The sequence below is a fragment of the Piscirickettsia litoralis genome (genome assembly GCF_001720395.1).
GTDB lineage: Bacteria > Pseudomonadota > Gammaproteobacteria > Piscirickettsiales > Piscirickettsiaceae > Piscirickettsia > Piscirickettsia litoralis.
The window spans coordinates 189,511-209,128 of record NZ_MDTU01000001.1 but is presented as its reverse complement, the minus strand read 5'-3'; the positions used below and the strand labels follow the sequence as shown (position 1 = coordinate 209,128).

The 19,618-nt window shown below is 40.6% G+C and carries 17 protein-coding genes and 1 riboswitch; of the genes, 7 read left to right on the top strand and 10 right to left on the bottom strand.

Annotated elements, in window-relative coordinates; genetic code table 11:
- Nucleotides 1-140 precede the first annotated feature (140 nt).
- Nucleotides 141-941 (bottom strand): MFS transporter, encoded by an 801-nt coding sequence (locus BGC07_RS22900; protein WP_268801584.1) that lies wholly within the window; start codon nucleotides 939-941, stop codon nucleotides 141-143.
- Nucleotides 859-1,488 carry an MFS transporter gene (locus BGC07_RS22895; protein WP_268801583.1) on the bottom strand — a complete coding sequence of 210 codons (630 nt, stop codon included), beginning with the start codon at nucleotides 1,486-1,488 and terminating at the stop codon, nucleotides 859-861. Before BGC07_RS22895 ends, BGC07_RS22900 begins: the two co-directional genes overlap by 83 nt.
- Before the next feature lie 335 nt (nucleotides 1,489-1,823).
- Between BGC07_RS22895 and BGC07_RS00950 the strand changes: the two genes are divergently transcribed.
- On the top strand, nucleotides 1,824-2,852 hold the full coding sequence (locus BGC07_RS00950; RefSeq protein ID WP_069311610.1) for a glycerophosphodiester phosphodiesterase: 1,029 nt from the start codon (nucleotides 1,824-1,826) through the stop codon (nucleotides 2,850-2,852).
- An 82-nt stretch (nucleotides 2,853-2,934) separates the two neighbouring features.
- Here the strand turns inward: BGC07_RS00950 and BGC07_RS20340 are convergent, their stop codons facing one another.
- Nucleotides 2,935-3,096, bottom strand: coding sequence for a hypothetical protein (locus tag BGC07_RS20340; RefSeq protein WP_158006818.1), 162 nt, complete (start codon nucleotides 3,094-3,096; stop codon nucleotides 2,935-2,937).
- 419 nt (nucleotides 3,097-3,515) lie between these two features.
- On the opposite strand from BGC07_RS20340, the gene BGC07_RS00945 reads away from it, so the two are divergent.
- Together BGC07_RS00945 and BGC07_RS00940 are read left to right on the top strand one after the other, a co-directional pair.
- On the top strand, nucleotides 3,516-4,976 hold the full coding sequence (locus tag BGC07_RS00945) for an APC family permease (RefSeq protein WP_077216674.1): 1,461 nt from the start codon (nucleotides 3,516-3,518) through the stop codon (nucleotides 4,974-4,976).
- Nucleotides 4,977-5,115: 139 nt separating this feature from the next.
- Nucleotides 5,116-6,105: a D-alanine--D-alanine ligase family protein gene (locus BGC07_RS00940; RefSeq protein ID WP_069311609.1), complete on the top strand. Its 990-nt coding sequence runs from the start codon at nucleotides 5,116-5,118 to the stop codon at nucleotides 6,103-6,105.
- A gap of 75 nt (nucleotides 6,106-6,180) precedes the next feature.
- Here the strand turns inward: BGC07_RS00940 and BGC07_RS00935 are convergent, their stop codons facing one another.
- The 6 genes from BGC07_RS00935 to acs all read right to left on the bottom strand — a co-directional run bounded on the left by BGC07_RS00935 (nucleotide 6,181) and on the right by acs (nucleotide 12,115).
- Entirely contained in the window at nucleotides 6,181-6,579 is a 399-nt protein-coding gene (locus tag BGC07_RS00935) for a hypothetical protein (RefSeq protein ID WP_069311608.1), read from the bottom strand.
- Between the two features lie 156 nt (nucleotides 6,580-6,735).
- On the bottom strand, nucleotides 6,736-7,038 hold the full coding sequence (locus BGC07_RS00930; protein ID WP_069311607.1) for a hypothetical protein: 303 nt from the start codon (nucleotides 7,036-7,038) through the stop codon (nucleotides 6,736-6,738).
- A 100-nt stretch (nucleotides 7,039-7,138) separates the two neighbouring features.
- On the bottom strand, nucleotides 7,139-8,632 hold the full coding sequence (gene thiE, locus BGC07_RS00925; protein ID WP_069311606.1) for a thiamine phosphate synthase: 1,494 nt from the start codon (nucleotides 8,630-8,632) through the stop codon (nucleotides 7,139-7,141).
- A gap of 6 nt (nucleotides 8,633-8,638) precedes the next feature.
- Nucleotides 8,639-8,845, bottom strand: a complete 207-nt coding sequence (gene thiS / locus BGC07_RS00920; RefSeq protein WP_069311605.1) for a sulfur carrier protein ThiS — start codon at nucleotides 8,843-8,845, stop codon at nucleotides 8,639-8,641.
- A 26-nt stretch (nucleotides 8,846-8,871) separates the two neighbouring features.
- On the bottom strand, nucleotides 8,872-9,912 hold the full coding sequence (locus BGC07_RS00915) for an FAD-dependent oxidoreductase (RefSeq protein ID WP_069311604.1): 1,041 nt from the start codon (nucleotides 9,910-9,912) through the stop codon (nucleotides 8,872-8,874).
- Between the two features lie 134 nt (nucleotides 9,913-10,046).
- Nucleotides 10,047-10,135, bottom strand: a riboswitch (TPP riboswitch).
- Nucleotides 10,136-10,162: 27 nt separating this feature from the next.
- Nucleotides 10,163-12,115, bottom strand: coding sequence for an acetate--CoA ligase (acs, locus tag BGC07_RS00910; protein ID WP_069311603.1), 1,953 nt, complete (start codon nucleotides 12,113-12,115; stop codon nucleotides 10,163-10,165).
- A 268-nt stretch (nucleotides 12,116-12,383) separates the two neighbouring features.
- On the opposite strand from acs, the gene BGC07_RS00905 reads away from it, so the two are divergent.
- The 4 genes from BGC07_RS00905 (at nucleotide 12,384) to BGC07_RS21375 (ending at nucleotide 17,148) form a co-directional block, all read left to right on the top strand.
- Nucleotides 12,384-13,931 carry an APC family permease gene (locus BGC07_RS00905; RefSeq protein ID WP_069311602.1) on the top strand — a complete coding sequence of 516 codons (1,548 nt, stop codon included), beginning with the start codon at nucleotides 12,384-12,386 and terminating at the stop codon, nucleotides 13,929-13,931.
- Nucleotides 13,932-14,366: 435 nt separating this feature from the next.
- Complete coding sequence (locus BGC07_RS00900) at nucleotides 14,367-15,026, top strand: response regulator (protein ID WP_069311601.1); 660 nt, start codon at nucleotides 14,367-14,369, stop codon at nucleotides 15,024-15,026.
- Between the two features lie 95 nt (nucleotides 15,027-15,121).
- The gene (locus tag BGC07_RS00895) at nucleotides 15,122-16,483 is read left to right on the top strand and encodes an ATP-binding protein (protein ID WP_069313764.1); all 1,362 of its coding nucleotides are present in this window, start codon (nucleotides 15,122-15,124) and stop codon (nucleotides 16,481-16,483) included.
- A 287-nt stretch (nucleotides 16,484-16,770) separates the two neighbouring features.
- On the top strand, nucleotides 16,771-17,148 hold the full coding sequence (locus BGC07_RS21375; RefSeq protein ID WP_235602811.1) for a hypothetical protein: 378 nt from the start codon (nucleotides 16,771-16,773) through the stop codon (nucleotides 17,146-17,148).
- Nucleotides 17,149-17,778: 630 nt separating this feature from the next.
- Here the strand turns inward: BGC07_RS21375 and BGC07_RS00885 are convergent.
- Entirely contained in the window at nucleotides 17,779-18,714 is a 936-nt protein-coding gene (locus BGC07_RS00885; protein ID WP_069311600.1) for a hypothetical protein, read from the bottom strand.
- Nucleotides 18,715-19,618: the final 904 nt, after the last annotated feature.

Genomic DNA, 19,618 nt, shown 5'->3' with positions numbered 1-19,618 from the left:
ATAAAGGGGCGCTTAAGTTTTAAATATTTTTGTGCCTATTTTTTTGGATAAATAAACGCCACTTTATAAATTCAAGTGGCGTTTAAGATATGATAAAAATAATTTTTTCAAATTAAATTAATTAAAACTAATTAAAATGACTAAGCAACGCTCGACATTTTTTCAGTTATTTTAGAAGTCCAGGTTAACGATAAGAAAAGAATCGATAACGCACAAGCGGTAACCAACATAACAAAACCACCATGCCAACCTAAATACTGTACAACATAACCCATTAAGGCATTTGCAAGGACAGCGCCCCCTAAATAGCCAAACAAGCCCGTTAAGCCCGCTGCAGTGCCTGCGGCTTTTTTCGGTACAAGGTCTAAGGCTTGTACGCCAATCAACATGACGGGCCCATAAATCAAGAAACCAATGGCGATAAGAGCCAGGCTGTCCACCCACGGATGACCGGCTGGTGAGAGCCAATAAACTAACACCGCCGCAACCACACCGAGCATATAAAGGATAGCGGCCGGAGCGCGCTGACCTCGAAACACCTTATCACTTAGCCAGCCACAAGCGATTGTTCCAGGTATGCCCGCATACTCATAAAGAAAATAAGCCCAGTTCGATTCTTTATGATCAAAGCCTTTCACTTCTGTTAAGTAAGCCGGCGCCCAGTCAATCACGCCATAACGAACCAGGTAAACAAAAACATTAGCGAAAGCGATATACCATAAGAATTTGTTATTAAAGACATATTTAAAGAGAATCTCCCGGGTTGTCAGCTCACGTTCACGATCACTACATTCATCAGTTTCCGGAAAGTCGTTTTTATACACTTCAATCGGTGGCAAACCAACCGATTGTGGTGTGTCACGCAAGACAAAAAATGCAAAAATCGCCACCGCAACAGCAATTAAGGCTGGAAAATAAAAAATGACTCTGCCAAGCGGCAAAAATTGACATCCCTGCAATTGCCAGAGGACCAATCAAACCACCCCCAACATTATGGGCGACATTCCACACCGACATTTTAGTGCCACGCTCATGCACCGAAAACCAATGCACCATCGTTCGACCACAGGCAGGCCAGCCCATCCCTTGAAACCAACCGTTAAGAAACATCAAGCAAAACATCAGTGGAATGCTAGACATCGCTATAGAAGTCGCACCAAAGAAAATATTGATCACGGCAGAAAGCAGCAAGCCTACCGTTAAAAAAATACGAGGATTACTTCGATCTGAAACAGTCCCCATAACAAACTTACTCAAACCATAGGCGATAGAAACAGCCGCTAAAACCAGCCCTAAGTCCCCTTTATCAAAGCCTTGCTTTTGTAGATAAGGAATGGCTAAAGAAAAATTCTTGCGAACAAGATAATAACCGGCATAACCGATAAAGATTCCCAAGAAAACTTGCAAGCGATAACGCTTATACGCATCATCGACCTGATTTTCTGGTAAGGAAGCACGATGACGTGCGGGCTTAAAGATATTTAACATATTTTTCCTAATGTTATGGTTTCAAACCACTCTTAAACAATCATTCTATGAAAACAATTCATTAGATATTAAGGCCAAATTATACAGCAGCAATGGAAAAAATCACTACTTTTGTAGTAAATCAAAACAAATAGTTAATGCCTAACTGCATTGTATACTAAAAAAATCTTCATAATTCATGAGCAAAATGTGATAATTTATATTGACAAAAACAATCAACCCATTTACAAATTAGACCAAAATTAGAAAGCTCCTCTTATCAATAACTACAAACGATAACGAGTGGTTTTTTGATAACTCATGGAAACATAAGGCCAATTTGATGAAAAAAATCGATAAGCACGCTTCTAGCACTAACCCTCACCTCCTTTGCACTGAATACACACGCACTAGAAATTTATGGCCATCGAGGCGCACGCGGCCTTTCACCAGAAAATACCATCCCAGCCTACAACACTGCATTGCGCTTAGGTGTAAATTATGTCGATATGGACATCACCATGACCAAAGACGGTGTGCTTGTCGTCAGTCATGACTTAACCCTCAACCCAAATATTACTCGTAACCACAAAGGTCTATGGATTCCTGCGAAAAAGCCGCCTTTTATCAATACGCTCACACTCAAACAGGTTCAGAGTTATGATGTTGGAGCCATCAAGCCTGGTACAAACTACAGCAAACTTTTCAGTGAGCAATACCCAGTCGCGCACACCCAAATTCCAACACTCAAGCATGTCATTGAATACGTCAAAGCCATCGCAGGCGACCAAGTCGGCTTTCAAATCGAAATTAAAACAGACCCAGCACAGCGTAATGCCTCAGCGACACCAAAACAGTTTGCCACCGCATTAGCCAAGCTTCTAAAAGAAGAAAAAATTACGAATAGAACCGAAGTCCAAGCCTTCGATTGGCCGTGTCTGATCGCATTACAAAAAATCAATCCAAACATTAAAACGGCCTACCTGACAGAGGACGACAGTCGTGCTCAAATGATGTCCGATAACCCAAAAATTGCTGGCTTATGGACAGGCGGCTATTTGCTTAAAAATTATGATAATTCAATCCCAAAAATGATTCACGCCCTAGGCGGCAAACTTTGGGACCCTGAAGACCGTGAATTGACTCAACAATCTCTCCAACAAGCCCACAAGTTAGGTCTAAAGGTGGTCGTTTGGAGTGACCCTGTTGCAACAGGCAAAGCGTTTGATGCCAAAATGATGGAAAAAATGATTTCCTGGGGGGTTGACGGTATCATCACCGATCGACCCGATGAGCTGCGTGGTTTAATTGCAGCACGTGGATTTAATTTGCCAAGCAATTTTTCTATTAATAGCAAATCGCCTCATAAAGCAACTCAGGCATAAAATCAGTAATAAACCAGCAACAAATAAAAACGACAGCCTCTTTTCTAGCTAAACTTAGATGATTAGAGGCTTTTATCACGAACTAACTCATCGTTTGAGCCGTATGACTGCCTGCGTTCCCCATTAATACCTGACCGGCTTCAACAAAAGGTGAAGTAAAGCTATTTACGATCTGCGACTTCTCTGTCGGCGTAAAAGAACATGCTTGCAACAAGGTAATAGCCAACAAGATGCCTGTAGCCATTATTTTCTTTAAAAACATAAAGTTATTTAAATTACCTCAAAATAACAATACCTGACAGATTATACTAACATACACCATCAAATAAAATAACAATCCATTTAAGACAAGATAAACAGTTAACTTGTTCAATAGATTAACCTTCTTGAAAAAAATTCAAAAACCACCCCAGAATTAAGTATGAATTTACGCAACGCACAATTTTAAATCTAAAAAAATTATAAAAACAACTTATAAAACAACAAACAAATTTATTTAATCACTCAATTTAAATTTAAAACAGGAATAATGCAAAAACTAAAAAGTCCACTTAAATTCCTTATTGCAAAAGCAACCACATTTATGGTTACATAGTGAGAATCGTTCGATATTTTGAACTTTTTTTCCTCAAACCCATAGCGATGGAATACATAGGAGATTATATGAATCAGAATAAAATAGGATTGTTTTCGGTTATTGTTATTGCCGTCACCTCGATGGTTGGCTCAGGCTGGCTATTCTCAGCCCAACTCAATGCTCAGCTTGCTGGGAACTATGCATTTATCGCCTGGGTTGTCGCCGCGGCAATTGCCATTATTGTCGGCCTTTGTTTTTCTAGATTATGTACTCTCTTCCCAGAGCGTGGTATCAATGCAAAATGCACAGCCGTTAGTCATGGTAAAGATTTCGGTATGATTTTTGCCTTTGCAATTTGGTTTGGCTTACTCGCGATGATTCCAACCGAGGCACAAGCGACGACACAGTACCTCAACCCTTTTATCAAGTTTATTACACTCTACGAGCATGGATCTTTAACAATTGCAGGTAAACTAACTGCTCTTATCATTCTCTTAGTCTACTTTATGATTAACTATTTCGGCATTAAGCTGCTCGCCAAAGTTAATAATATATCAACCGTCTTTAAAGTCTCTATCCCTGTTCTGACGATTATCATATTGCTTGTCGCACACTTCGATACAACCAACTTTGCAATCGATACTAATAAATACACATTTGGTACCGTTAAAACAGCCCTAATCGGTGCGGGGCTTATTTATGCGTTTAACGGTTTTCAAGTCGTTGCCGCTTTTGCCAGTGAAATCAAAAACCCCAAACGTAATGTGCCTCTGGCGATCGTCATCTCAATTTTATTCACCCTTGGCATTTATATGTTCTTACAACTCGCCTTTATGGGAGCCATTCCTGGGGAAATCGCTGCTAAAGGTTGGTCACACTTAAACTTCAATAGCCCGCTCGTTAATCTAACAATGCTATTGGGCCTTAATTTCGTCGTCATTGCGCTGATTGCAGACTCTATTGTCAGTCCTTCAATTACAGGCATGACCTACCTTGGTGCCTGTTCAAGAATGCTTTATGCGATGGCTGAACAACGTCAAATGCCACGGTGGATCGCTAAACTTTGCCCAAAACATAACCTCAGTAAGCGCTCACTCGTCATTAACTTTATTATCTCTGCCATTATTTTATTTAATAGCTCCAGCTGGGCCGCTCTTATGGTGCTCACAACCGCATTTAACGTCTTAGGTTATATTGGCGCACCTCTCGCCTTAGGCGTGCTCGATAAGAAAAAACGGATTTTCTATGCGGTTGTTTTCGTTATGCTTGCCTTATTACTCAGCACACTCAACATGAAAGACTTCATCCTCAGTAACCTTGCAATCAGTATAATGATGGTCGTTTATGCAGGCATTCAATTGAAAAATGGCAAACGCTTTAACCTCAGGAGTTTCTCTTTTATTGTTTATTTATGGCTATTAATGCTTATAGCTCAATTCAACTGGGCTGTTGTGGTCCTATCATTTGCCTTCTTCTTTTATGCAACCGGCGAGCAATTTGTTCAAAAATCAAAAAAAATCAATAGATTAGAGCCTGCCAGCATATAACGCCCAACCACCAACTTCGTCTTGATAAAATTTAGTCACACCTAGCCTAGTTACATGAGTTTAAAAACATTTAGCCCAGCGGTAACTATGCTAGAGTATTATATATATTATTAAAAACTAATAATAAGTGATCGGTCATATGACGAAAAAAACAACTTCACTAACTATCGCAGTTATCTATGGCGGTTCTTCTATCGAAGCGGATGTTTCTCGCTCCTCGGGTACCGAAGTCGCTAACGCCTTAAAAATAGCTTATCCCAATACAAAAACATTCGAACTTAACTCAAAAATTTACAGAGAACTTGAAAAAAACAATATTGATCTAGTTTTCCCAGTCTTACATGGTCCAGTGGGTGAAGATGGTACCTTGCAAGGTTTTTTAGAAATTATTGGTCAGCCTTATGTTGGTAGTCACGTCCAAGCCTCCTCTTATGCCATGAATAAATTTGTCTCTAAGAAATTCTTTGAAAATGCCGGCATTCCAACCATTCCTGGCTTATTATGTACGCCACACCACTCTCTTGATGTCAGTTGTTATCATGCACTAGAAATTCTCGGCGAAGAGCTTGTCGTTAAACCTTGTGACCAAGGTTCAGGGCTAGGTGTTGAATTTGTCTCGGGGTTAAATTCGCTCAAAAAAACACTAGAATCAAGCATAAAACAATATGGTGCAGTCTTAGTCGAACGACAAATCAAAGGCCGTGAGCTGACTATAGGCATTTTAGATATTCAACCCGCCTTACAAGCATTCCCAGTAATAGAAATCAAAACCCCTGAAAATAGCTGGTATGATTATGAACACCGTTACACCCCAGGGTTAAGCGAACATTTAATTCCCGCCCCGATTTCTCAGCAACTTAGCAAACAACTCACTCAGTTCGCCTGTATGGCCCATCAATCTTTAGGCTGCCAAGACCTCTCTCGCATTGATTTTCTCATTGACGAAAATAACTCACCCTTTATTCTGGAGATTAATACGATGCCTGGCATGACTCCAACTAGCCTTTATCCAGATGGTGCAAAAGCATTCGGTATAGAATTTTCTGAACTGCTTAGCCAACTTGTTGAAAACACCTGGCATAAACACTTATCTTCTGGAAAAATCAACTCGCTTCGGGAAACTACATAATTCGGGAAACTACATAAAGCGAATCATCCTGAAACTACCCAAGGCTGCAAAATAGTTTGCCAAGATTGTTACCCTTTATGTGCTGTACAGTATACGCTTCTCGTTTTGTACAGAAAGCATGAGGTATTTTTTAAATTCATGATCATGCTTATCGTCAATTTTAACACGATCACACCAGATGAAATCAAAGCGACGATTTTTAAAGCGATAGGGGTGATTAATGGTTGTTACCGGCCACATTGGAATACACTTGCAAACCGCATTAAAGTCATGAAAGCGGACTTCACCAGAAAATCGATTATAGGTATATTTAATATCACGTCGATCTGCTTCGGCCAGTAAGCCGCTAGGGCCTTCAATCATATGCTTTTTAATCGACGAATAGGTTTGCCCAATCAAACAAATCTTCTTCGCTGATTCATTACGAATTTTATCAATTACTCGTTCTGGACCACTGTGTTCTTGGATATCCATAATCTGCCTTCCTTCAGCACATCTCACCTCATTGTACTGAAAAAATCATGATAAACCAGAAAAAACTACAAATTCATGGTAATAGCAGATTTAAAACAATCCGCGCTGCAATGCAATGAAAATATCAGCCTAGTCGACAGTCACGACATGTGAATATTAACCATTACTCTTCATTACCTGGACATCAATTGTTGACAAATCCTTTTTCATAATTTGTAATGCCTCAGTCATACAGTGCTCATAACTATTGCTATAAATTTTCCATGCTCGCTCTTTGTCTGTTTGGCTCGGTAAATCATCCGCAACTTGATCTGTAGAAAGCGAGTGGCATTCCTCTCTTATTTTTTTTCCGATCTGCTGGCCCACTTTCAGTGCGATTACATCAATTTGCGGGTTCGCACTGGATTTGGCAATAGTAAATACTATTAAAAACAGACAAAGCAGCGTAACTCGCAACATAGTTTTTCTACCAACAAGACCATCCGTTATACAATATATAGATGATCCTCCCTCACTTAGCGAAAGACTAAATCAGGTATGCGCCCAAATACATATTCATCTAATTGTCATTAATGACACCCTTTTGAATTGAAAACACTTCAGCAATGACTTGCTCTGGATTTTCTGCGTTCGTTACAAGAGAAATTGCAGCAACTCCATCGACTTTTGTTTTATACACATCAGCAATGTTATTTAAATCAATTCCGCCAATCGCAACGAGTGGTCGCCGCACCAGCTTACGCCAATAGGCTAAACGCTCCAGCCCTTGTGGTGAAAACGCAAGCTTTTTACTTTGTGTCTCGAAAATAGGCCCAAATGCAACATAAGATGCATTTAAATTGGTGATTCGAGCCAATTCATTTTTATCATGCGTACTTACTCCGAAGGCTAAGTTTGCCTGGTAAATCGCATTTAAGTCCGCCGTTTCTAAATCCTCTTGGCCCAAGTGCACACCAAACGCACCTAACTCTATCGCAAGCTGCCAATGATCATTAATATATAAATCTATATGGTATTCTCTAGCGAATAGAATGGCTGCCTTTATCTCTTCTTTTAGTTCTTTACCTTGTAAATCTTTAATGCGCAGCTGCACACTCTTGCAGCCCGCTTTGGCCAAACGAGGAATCCAACAGCTACGGTCAACAATGGGGTAAAAGATTAAGCGCTCTTTATTAATTTTTTTAAAATCACCCAAACCATTGCCATTGATAGTATCTATAGTATTTACCGTATTTTTATTTGCTATAGGCTCAAGCTTTTGCTGCGCCGCAACCTGGTCATTTTCATGCCAAAAAGGTGTGCCGACTGTCGGTGTGCTTGGAGCCGCTAAATCACGCTCTAACATTTTCCCCGCTTCATAGCCTAAACGCCCTCCTTCAATCGCAGTAGAGAAAGCCCGCGCCATTTTTACCGGATCTTGCGCTTTGGCCACAGCGGTATTTAACATCACCGCATCGGCCCCCAAGCCCATCACTTCACAGGCATGTGCAGGCTCTCCAAGCCCCGCATCAATCACGATTGGAATATGTTTAAAACGCTCACGTAATAACCGAAATTGATAAGGATTTAATAAACCTTTGCCGGTACCAATGGGTGCAGCCCAAGGCATAAGCACTTTGCAACCTGCTTCAAGCAAGCGCTCACATAAAATAATATCATCCGTGCAATATGGCAGCACATCAAAGCCTTCATTCACCAAAATGCGTGTAGCTTCGAGTAATTCAAAAGGGTCAGGCTGTAAATTATAACTATTACCAATGACTTCTAATTTTATTTTATTGGTATTAAAGACTTCTCGGGCCATCTGAGCTGTCACAATCGCCTCTTTAGCCGTATAACAACCTGCAGTATTCGGTAGTACATCACAATTTAATTCATTAATAATTTGCCAAAAATAATTATTCTCATCCCCATTCATTTGGCGGCGCAAAGACACTGTCACCAGCTCCGCTCCTGAAGCGATGATAGACGCTTTCATCGTCTCAAGAGTTGGGTAAAGCGACGTGCCTAAAATCAAGCGATTATTATAAGTAGAATCATATAAAGAGAGCATATTAAATTATCCCCCTTGCATCGGCGTGACAATCTCGACATCATCACCTTCCTTTAAATAAGTACTCTCAAAGTCACAGCGCGGAACAAAGATACAATTAATCGCAACAGCAAAACTTGCACCTTGATAGTCCCATTGCTCTAAGGCCTGCTTTAATACGGTATTTTCTTTAATCGTTTCAATTTGGCCATTGCGTTTGATATCAATCATCATCACTCTTCCGTACCTACTTTATTTGTTTATTTATTTTCTATATAACTAATAACTTTCTGGGATAAATAAGGGACTAATAAATAACCATGTCTATACAAGCCATTAATATGGATTAAGCCTGACTTATAAATAACCTTTGGTAAATGATCCGGTAATGTCGGCCGGCAATTAACCCGTGTTTCTAAGATGCGCGCCTCAGCAAAACCACGATGCAAGCCATAAGCTGCCGATAATAACTCTAAAGTAGATTGCACTGAAGGGGGTGAGAAATCTTCAGCTTCAATAGAACTCGCCCCAATCACATAATGATGATTTGCTCTGGGTACGACATAAATGCTATAACGCGGATGAATTAAACGCACCGGCCGACTTAACCTAACAGTCGGTGCATGAAGATGAATGACCTCACCACGCACCCCATGCAAATCAGAAAAATGGTCTTTTGCCTGTAAACCACGGCTATCAATCACCCAATCATATTCAGAACTCGAGTCTGATTGAGCTGTTTTTAGCCAATGCTCACCAAAGTCAATAACCTCGGTATTCGCCTGCCAATTCACTTTATCTTGTAAATATTCAGTCGATGCTTTTAAAAAATCATCGCTACTCACCTGCCCCTCATCAGGGAAAAACAGTCCAGTGCTTAGTTTTGGATTTAATTCAGGTTCTAATAGCGCAATCGCATCTTGACGGATAAACTCAAACTCTGGCCTATCACCTTTTAGCTTGGTCGCTAATGTTTCTCTTAAATGAGCAATTTCACTATAGTCTTGGGCAAAGGCAACGATTAAACTGCCCTGCTGCTGAAACCATACTTTATCATGACCCAGCGTTTCAAGAATGTTAGGCCAACGTGCAAGAGATTGAATACCCCAAGAATAAATAATGGCATCATCATGTTCCACCTCAGCAATAGGAGCAATCATCCCTGCGGCAGTATAAGCACAACTTTTTTGACCGGATGGATCATCACGGTCAAATAAACTCACATTAAATCCCTTGGCTAAGGCATCTAGAGCTAAAACACGCCCCATCAAACCGGCACCGATGATTGCAACTGTTTTCATACAACAGTCCTAACAGCGCGATTTAAATCATGCTTAAAATTAATAGCGTAAACCTTAGAAATAAGGGCAAAGAACATAAAAGAAGCAAACAGAGAACAGCTATCTACTAATAAGGATAAAAAAAGCGAAAACATGTAATACAGCATGAATTTTCCTACGTTGGTATAAGCCAAATCAGGTTCAAAGGGTATTTCTCAGCCTTACGGCACCCCTAATTCTGTGCTGAAGATAGCGAGGTTTAACCTCGCCGTCAAGTTTTTGTCATACTCACTGCACTTTCTAAGTCAGTAATAATTGCCGGGTTCTCTAGGGTTGAAATATCTTGAGTCAACTCTTCTTTACGAACAATCGAGCGCAATAGGCGCCGAACGATTTTACCACTACGTGATTTTTGGTAGGGCGTTGACCACATAAAAAATTTTTCTACTGAGGCAATCGCACCGATTTCAGCTCTAACAACTGTATTAATTGATTTTTTCAATTCAATATCATCATAAGAAGAATCACGTAGCACAACAAAGGCAACAATCGCCTCACCTTTGATATCGTGATGACAACTGACCACTGCGACTTCTGCAACATCATCATGCTTAGCAACGGCTGACTCAATTTCTGCAGTGCCTAAACGATGACCGCTGACATTAATCACATCATCCACACGTCCGGTCACCCAAATATGACCGTCTTGATCATACAGTGCGCCATCACCACTGAAATAAACCGCTTTACCCTGGTAGCTCACATCAGAGAAATAACTGTTAACAAAGCGGTCATGATCCCCCCAAATGGTTCTTAACATGCTCGGCCAAGGGCGAGTCACGCACAATAACCCCTTCTGATCCGCCTTCGCTTTTTCACCTTCAGGTGTTAGAATCTCCGCACAAATTCCAGGTAAAGGTCGCATTGCACACCCTGGCTTCGCCCCTCCCCAAGCGGGTAATGGTGCAACCATATTGCCACCAGTTTCCGTCTGCCACCACGTATCAACGATAGCGCATTGTGAATTTCCCACATGCTCGTAGTACCATTGCCAAGCCTCTGGATTAATCGGCTCACCCACAGTGCCTAGTACACGTAAAGAAGATAAATCATGCTGCTCGGGTAAGTCTGCCCCTTCTTTGTGCAATAAACGAATCGCTGTTGGCGCCGTATAAAACTGATTGACTTTATAACGTTCGATAATCTGCCAAAAACGTCCGGCATCTGGAAACATCGGTACACCTTCATAGATTAAGGTCGTCGCACCCAATGCCAAAGGTCCATAGACCGTATAAGTGTGTCCAGTAATCCAGCCGATATCTGCCGTACACCAAAAAGTATCGGTCTCTTGCACGTCAAAAACCCATTTTAAGGTCATTTGCGCCCATAAAATATACCCCGCTTGGGAGTGCTGTACGCCTTTAGGTTTTCCCGTACTCCCTGAGGTATAGAGTAAAAACAAAGGATCTTCACTAGAAAGCTCAGCCGCCGGACATGAGGTTTCATACTCATTAACAATTAAATCATAAATAAAATCACGGCCGGGTTGATATTTAACATCTTGATGATTACGACGAACGACTAGTGTTGCTTCCACAGAAGAACAGCCTTTAGCGAGTGCCTGATCCACTGTTGGTTTTAATAAATAAGGCTGACCATGACGAAAACCACCATCGGCAGTAACCACAAGTTTTGCTTTTGCATCGACAATACGCTCATGCAAAGCTTCAGCAGAAAATCCACCAAACACAATCGAATGAATCACGCCCAAGCGCGCGCAAGCGAGCATAATGACAATAGCTTCTGGAATCATCGGCATGTATAAAACCACACGGTCACCTTTTTCAAGCTGAAACTCTTCTTTGAGCATATTGGCGGTTTGGCACACTCGATAATAAAGCTCTAAATAACTAATCGCCTGTCGATCACCTCGTTCCCCTTCAAATAATAGAGCAATTTTATTCTTACGTTTATCTAAATGGCGATCTAAACACTGTTCAGAAACATTCAATGTCCCCTCTGTAAACCAGCGATAGCTGGGCGCATCTTTTTCATCTAATGTCGTTTTAAAGGGAGTTCGCCAATTAATAAGTGCTTTGGCCTGGTGCGCCCAAAAGCCCTCATAATCGTCTTTCGCCCATTGACAAAGACGCTGGTATTCCGCTTCGTTTTTAATTAGTGCATTTGGAAAACGTGAGAGATCAGGTGAATCGTACTGCGGCATTAATCTAATCCTTATCATCTTCAAGTGTTGCCAAGATAGTAACACCTTCTCCAAGCAGAAGTAAGGCTTCACTCACTCTCAACATTTTACTAAACAACTAAATAACAAGGTGTTATAACACGCAAAAAGTAGCACTCTCATAACGATTTATAAAAAGTCAATATTCCTTCGCTGAAAACTTCTCGTTATAATAAAATATCGTAATAATATTCAGCCTTACTTTAAGGTCTCGATAGGCTTCCAAATCAATCAAACTGGTTAATACACTATGATAAAACTTAATAAGCACAAAATTGGGCTTATCCCTGCCACTTTCATCGGCATCTCAGCCATTATCGGTAGTGGCTGGCTTTTTGCGCCCTACCGTGCGGCACAGGCTGCTGGAGGTGCGTCATTACTTTCTTGGATAGTCGGGGCGGGGCTTGTTCTTTTGCTTGCGCTTTGCTTTGCAGAAATTGCTTCGCTTTATCCGCGGCGTGGACTCACTGCGGTTATTTCAACCATTTCACACAATAAATACTTTGGTTTTCCCTTTGCCATTGCCAACTGGTTGGGTATTGTTGCTGTTATTCCAATGGAGGCTGACGCAACAATTCAGTATTTAATTAGCTTATTTCCTAGTATCAGTCCCTATCTTTGGTCACATTCTTCACTCACACCACTCGGCTTAACGTTTTCGCTGTTTTTAATCGTAATTTACTGCCTGATTAACTACTGGGGAGTTCGTTCACTGACCAAAGCCAATAACGCCATTGCTGTATTTAAAATTTTCGTTCCTTTAATCACCGCAATCATTGCGATTTCTGTCAGTTTTCATGCCAGTAACTTCGATGCGGTGGAGCATACTTACCTACCTTATGGCTGGAGCTCAGTCTTTACAACCATCATTACTACCGGAATCATCGTTGCCTTTAATGGTTTCCAGTCGATTATTTCTTTTTCCAGCGAGATTAAAAACCCAAAGCGTAATATCCCTCTCTCACTGGTTCTTTCTATCGTTATCTGCTTAATTATTTACTTATTACTGCAAGTTTCTTTTATTGGCGCACTTCCACCTGATATGCTCAAAAAGGGTTGGCATCACCTTGACTTCCAAGCGCCGATGGTCCAACTTGCCGGGCTATTAGGCCTACATATGATCATGCTGGTCTTGTATGTTGATGCAATGATATCTCCACTTGGCACCGCCTTAGCCTATACTGGTTCATCCACACGAATGCTAACGGCGATGTCTCGAGAAAGACAAGTACCAAGGTTCTTTGACCATGTTCACCCACAATACGGTGTCTCCAGGCGCTCACTCATCTTTAATATTGCTCTCGCTATTGTCTTTTTATTCAGTTTTAGAAGCTGGGCGAGTTTGGCACAAATACTTAGCCTCTTTCATATTCTAGCGTTTATGACCGTCCCTTTAGCCCTAGTTGTCTTTAGAAAGACCGTTAAGCCTGAAGAGTTTAACTTTAAAGTCATCGGTGGACGAGTTATTTCAGCCTTGCTATTTGTCATCTTCAGCTATCTTTTTGTCATCGGCCACTTCCCTATTGTCTTTGAACTTGTCGCCTTGATTACAGTGTTTCAAGTGATCTTTATTGCCTTACAGTCTTCTTCACTCAAAAGCGCAGGTTGTGCAGTTAAGAAATGTGGCTTACTGTTCGTTTACTTCTATGCATTAACAGTGCTTTGCTGGTTAGCACCCAATAATGGAGGCCATATGGCTGAAGGCGATTTCTTCATTTTAGTCGCTGTTATTGCTGGTGCTTTCTTCTTTTTACTCACACGCGTTAACGCCGGCACTCAACATGAGGCCACCCTCTAAAACAACATCAGCCTAAACCCCAAAATCTAAACTCTGAGCTTTGGACTCAGGGTTTAGGATATTGGTCCGATATAACAGGTACAGTGTATTTAATATTGAAGTATTAAAGTGCGTTGAGAAGCTATATTTTTCTCTTTATTTGTTTTTTTATCATCGTTGCTCTCAGCGAGGATGCTTCAGGTTATATCATCACTCTATTAGCTTAAACATATCCAAATCAAAAGCAAAAATAATAGCAATCCATTGTATTATAATAATTTATTTAGGTTTATTTTATTTCAGAACAAAAATTGCATGTCATAACAGTTCATTAGCAATGAATTAGGCTTGCGCTTAAGCAATAAACCAGTAAGATCAAATGATAAAGTGTTAATATTCACTTAAAACAAACACACTACTCTATGTGAAACCCTAGAGTATGATTAGGAGATTCGTGTGCGTATTTTACTTGTGGAAGATGATGAATTACTCGGTGATGCGACCCAAATTGGCTTGACCCAAGGAGGTTATACCGTTGATTGGGTTAAAGATGGTGTCGCAGCAACACGTGCTTTAGATACAGAAACCTTTGATCTTGTCATTTTAGACTTAGGTTTGCCATTAAAAGATGGTATTTCTGTACTCAAAGATATGCGAACTAAAGGCAATCAAACATCTGTCCTCATTTTAACAGCACTTGACCAAATCGAAGACCGCATAAAAGGTCTTGACGCCGGTGCCGATGACTACATGAGCAAACCCTATGACTTAGATGAGCTTTGCGCACGCTTGCGTGCTCTAGAGCGCCGTGCATCAGGTCGCGCTGAACCAACGATTAGCTATGGCAATATCGAGATCAATCCAGCCGCTCATACCGTCAGTCTCGAAGGTGAGCCTGTGAGCTTATCACGCCGCGAGTTTGTTCTATTAACTAAATTACTAGAAAACACCGGTCGAGTATTATCCCGTGATCAGCTCATGCAATCGCTGTATGGCTGGAGCAATGAGATCGACAGTAATGCCTTAGAAGTCCATATTCACAATTTACGCAAAAAATTTGGTAACAACTTAATCCGCACCATTCGCGGCATCGGTTATATGGTAGAAAAGACCTGATGCCGCTGCGACTGAAAACATGGTTATTTCGAAACTCAGTCCGTCACTTTCTCCTGATTAGTCTGCTGATCGCAACCACGTTTATCAGTATTATTATGGGGACCTGGACTTATGTTCAGGTTCGTGCCAATGCTAAGGGTGTTTTCGACACTTCCCTCGCTCAAGCCGCTCAGATTCTCCGTGTGATTCTTGCCAATCAGATTTATAAACAACGCCTTGCTGAATTACAGGCAACACTGAATACACCTTATAGCAAACACACTGTTTCTCCTGCCAACCATTTTACTAAAGTCGAAGCTGATGAACTCAAGCGCCTAAACTCCAATCAACTTGTCTTTCAAGTTTGGAATAACCAGGGCACTTTACTATTAAAGTCTGCAAATGCGCCAAGCGAACCTTTAGCAACAGTTAGTTTTGGCAGTCAAGATACCCAAATTAACCAATCGGCCTGGCGCACTTTTACCTTACCCGATTATCGCCAAGGCTTGCGCTTCATTACTGCCATTCGCGCCGATATCGCCACACGCTTTAGTGCCGGGCAAGTCTTAAAAAGCCTTTACCCCTTATTATTTTTCTGCCCACTACTTGCTTTATTAATTTGGGTATTACTCGATTGGGGCTTTAGACCCCTTAACCGCATCCGCACCCTGCTCGCTAAACGCGGCCATGACAACCTCGAAGACCCCATTGAACTACGCCAAGCCCCTGAAGAAATACGTCCGATTGTTGAAGAATTAAATTCACTGTTTTCACGCCTCCAAGGTGCCTTCGAGCGTGAAAAGCGCTTCACAGCCGATGCAGCACATGAGCTTCGTACACCGCTCGCCGCCATCCGCACCCACAGCCAAATTGCCAGTCGCAGTGCAGAAAACAAAAATGCCCTTGACGCTCTAAGTAAAGTCACTAAAAGTGTTGACCGTGCTACTCGCGTCATCGAACAGCTTTTAGTCCTCAGCCGTCTAGAGCCTCAAGATAAACTTTTACCTGAAGGACCTGTGAATATTTCTTCATTTAGTCAAGAGTTGCTTGTTGACCTGGTTCCGATGGCATTGGCAAAAAATATAGAGCTAAGCTTAAATGCCCCTAAAAAGCCACTGTTCATCGAAACTCAAAGTGCTATGCTCAATATTTTAATCCGCAATCTCATCGATAATGCCATTCGCTACACTCCTGACCAGGGTGAAGTAGAGATCAACCTAAGCCCCGACCCTCAAAAGGGCGGTGTGCAAATCGAAGTCATCGACAGTGGTCCCGGCGTTCCTCCCGAGTTGCGCCGTCGCATTTTCGATCGTTTTTACCGTCAGGTGGGCAACAAGGCAGAAGGCAGCGGCTTGGGCCTCTCAATCGTTCAACTCATTGTCCATTTACATAACGGTACCATCAGCGCAGATAGTCGCCTCGACGGTAAAAGCGGCCTACGTATTCGCATTTGGCTCCCTGAGAACCCACTCGGCTAAAGTAGCTGTAGTTCAAGCAATATCAGTGAACATTCCTCTTCCTTACCACGATTTCTCACAATACACTGGAATACTCCTGTAACTGACTGAGAAGATTATTACTGATAACTTCACAGAAAATATTATTTTCAGTTTGAGTCCCATAACCACTCTACCATGTAGACCTTTTAGTGTTGGCATAAGTGGGAATTTACCACCTTTGCTCTGAGCTTAACTCCATCACTAACTCAGTAGCGCTCAATAAACTTATTACGCTAAACTAATTATTATATAAGCGTTTTTATTTGGTGGATGATTTGAATAAATATCTACTTACTACATCAATAGCAGGTTTAATGATTTTTAACATAAGCCATGCTACCAATCAGTCAATCAAACTGGTTATGGACAATAGACCTCCATTTCATTATTCACATAACAATAAATTAGTTGGACCAGCTATAAAGGCCCTAAAATGCGCATTTAAGCGAATGAGTCAAGCATATAATATTAATATCGCCTCATGGTCAAGAGCACAACACTATGTAAAAATAGGTCATGCTGATGGTTTTTTTGCCGCTAGCCATAATGACGCTAGAGATAAATATGCAACACTCACACACCCTTTTGTTGACCAATATTGGAGTTGGTTTACTTTAACATCTAGAAATATATCAAAAAAATGATTTGGAATCAAAAACACTCAAAGTCTCAAGTTGGAGGAAATCAAACTCCCAGCGATGGCTAGAAAAAAATGGTTATAAAACTTCCTCTTTCCCTCCAGCGCAAATAGGTAATTTAGTAAATAGCTTAAGGTCTGGAAAGGTTGATGCCATCTTTGGTAGTAACATAGCTATTCAAAACGATTTAAAAGACCTCAACATATCAGACCAGATTCAAGAAATTAAAGTCATCCACAAGCCCATGGGGTTATATGTTTCAAATCTCTATATTAAACGGCACCCATATTTCCTTGCATCCTTCAACAAAAACATTAAGCTCTGCCTTTAAACTTTTTCCTAAAACCACGCGAGTTCGATATAATTCAATCATTTAAAGACTGCCTCTATGCCTATGCAAATAGCATGCAATCAATCCAACAGCGATATTCAGCATAAAATTACACTCTACGATGACGATTACTCCCTCAGCAAAATTTCGTCGGTAATTAACATTAATTTATTCTTCATGTTCTCACGAATTTTTTTGATTAATTGCAGCTCTTCTTCAACGGGTTGCTAGATCTAGCTCACCTTCAATTAGTAGTTCATTAGCAATATTTTGAAATGAACTAACCTACCCCTCATAGAAAAAAATCAAAACACTTCGCATTCAACAGCGCTGATAGCCTCTTCCCTGCTCAAATCTATTTCACTTTTTCCAGATGAGCCTCTGCCTGCATCATCAAAAAACAAGAATGCATCTAGCGAGCCTGGGGTTGGAATTGGAAGGGGTTGATGATGAGCAGAAGAGCCATCAAGAGCAGCTAGCCCAATAATGCCAATACCCGTTGCCACTGCTAAAGCAACCAATCCAACAGTTGCAACAACGGCTAACCCAGTTTTCCACCATGAGTCCGTTTCAACCAATTGATTTTTAAACTTGTTAACTTTCTCCCTGGTCATCTTTACTGGACCACCCTCAGTAAATTCAGTGAAGTCTTTAAGCGCTTGGCAAGGTCGAGATGTTGTCATTTCAGATACCGTAACATCGGCAGAATAATCAACACTGGATTTCACTAGTGAAGAAACCACCTGATTTTTGTGGTTGATTAAACTTCGTTGTAAGTTTGGACTATTCTCATCTCCAAATTGAGCAATATTTTTATTCAACTCTTCCAGTATTGCCTGAATATATTGCTTCTCTAACTCTGGAAGCCGCTTAAAAGCCAGCGCTTCGTCTACTGTAATCCTTCCCTCTGTAATTAAAACAGTGAGCAAATCATTTAACTCACTTTTAGAGTTACCCTGAATATTCGCTCTAGCTAAAACTCTTGCCACAGTTGGCTCGTCTATGTCTTGGAATTCTAGAAGGTCAATCTTACCTATCTCAATCAAATGAATAAGCATAGCCACTTGAATCAGAAAAGTCTCTGATTGGTTTTGTTGAATTTTTAATTTTTCTAAAAACGATCTCTGTTTTGCATCTAGTTGTAGATGTCGCCTCTCTTGCAAAATATTAAATACTGAACACTGTCCTAATGTTTCTAAGCGACACTCTATTTGCTGAATAATATTCTCTATTGCTAACATATTGTCTAAACTTCACCTTAATTAATAGTCAACACTCCAACCATATAAAAAAAATATGTTTTCTTATATAGTAAGAACCAGGAGAGTAACGAAGGTTTAAGTAAGTTTTAGACAAGCAAAATAATACATTTAAGAGTAAGCAAAAGCAAAAAAACCACGATTGCCTATAGTTTAGTTAGATAGACAGTTAAAAACTTAATTACTATGAAACTCATACGCCCTGAGGTATCACCTACTCGAAAAAAGCTGACAAAAGATGATATAGATCAATTAATTAAGCTCATTGATCAGCCTTTACAATCTAGGGTTTGCCAAGGATGCACTTTAAAGTGCTCTTGTTCGTCATCAAAAACGTGCTTATGTGGCTGTAGTCATAAATGCAAATACGCACCAATGAGACTATCCGTCGATAAATCTTTACCCATTGAACACGGTATCATGCCCTTAGTGTATGAGATGACAGCTCTTAACATATTTACACTGTTTTGGTCTTGTGAGGGCCATAACGATTCTGAAGGTGAGCTTATAAGACAGCCTGAAATTTGGTTTTATTCTGAGCTTTCCTTATACGCTCGCTTTCTTGGCGCCGTTACTAACGCACTCTACGCTAAGGGGAAAATAACATTTTATTGGCATGTGTCAATTTTGACATTCAGTTCACCAATCACTGCCTATAGAATACATCCAGACCTTATTTTATGAAAAATATTAGCCTTGATGAACTTAGAAGGGATATAAAGTTATAGCGAAAGCTTACGCCAAGGCATGCTTCATGAAGCGAAATGTTCCTAATTTAGTCAACTTATTTTTCCTTAAACTAGACTATAACTTTACTATATACAGCGTGAAATTAATTTATAAAAAAATATACTCATGTATAAATCATTTTTATTATTCATATTTT

Excerpts from the sequence above, each read along its gene's own strand:
- BGC07_RS22895 (WP_268801583.1), bottom strand. The coding sequence starts at position 1,488 with ATGTTAAATATCTTTAAGCCCGCACGTCATCGTGCTTCCTTACCAGAA.
- BGC07_RS20340 (WP_158006818.1), bottom strand. The coding sequence starts at position 3,096 with ATGGCTACAGGCATCTTGTTGGCTATTACCTTGTTGCAAGCATGTTCT.
- BGC07_RS00945 (WP_077216674.1), top strand. The coding sequence starts at position 3,516 with ATGAATCAGAATAAAATAGGATTGTTTTCGGTTATTGTTATTGCCGTC.
- BGC07_RS00940 (WP_069311609.1), top strand. The coding sequence starts at position 5,116 with ATGACGAAAAAAACAACTTCACTAACTATCGCAGTTATCTATGGCGGT.
- BGC07_RS00935 (WP_069311608.1), bottom strand. The coding sequence starts at position 6,579 with ATGGATATCCAAGAACACAGTGGTCCAGAACGAGTAATTGATAAAATT.
- BGC07_RS00930 (WP_069311607.1), bottom strand. The coding sequence starts at position 7,038 with ATGTTGCGAGTTACGCTGCTTTGTCTGTTTTTAATAGTATTTACTATT.
- thiE (WP_069311606.1), bottom strand. The coding sequence starts at position 8,632 with ATGCTCTCTTTATATGATTCTACTTATAATAATCGCTTGATTTTAGGC.
- thiS (WP_069311605.1), bottom strand. The coding sequence starts at position 8,845 with ATGATGATTGATATCAAACGCAATGGCCAAATTGAAACGATTAAAGAA.
- BGC07_RS00915 (WP_069311604.1), bottom strand. The coding sequence starts at position 9,912 with ATGAAAACAGTTGCAATCATCGGTGCCGGTTTGATGGGGCGTGTTTTA.
- acs (WP_069311603.1), bottom strand. The coding sequence starts at position 12,115 with ATGCCGCAGTACGATTCACCTGATCTCTCACGTTTTCCAAATGCACTA.
- BGC07_RS00905 (WP_069311602.1), top strand. The coding sequence starts at position 12,384 with ATGATAAAACTTAATAAGCACAAAATTGGGCTTATCCCTGCCACTTTC.
- BGC07_RS00895 (WP_069313764.1), top strand. The coding sequence starts at position 15,122 with ATGGGGACCTGGACTTATGTTCAGGTTCGTGCCAATGCTAAGGGTGTT.
- BGC07_RS00885 (WP_069311600.1), bottom strand. The coding sequence starts at position 18,714 with ATGTTAGCAATAGAGAATATTATTCAGCAAATAGAGTGTCGCTTAGAA.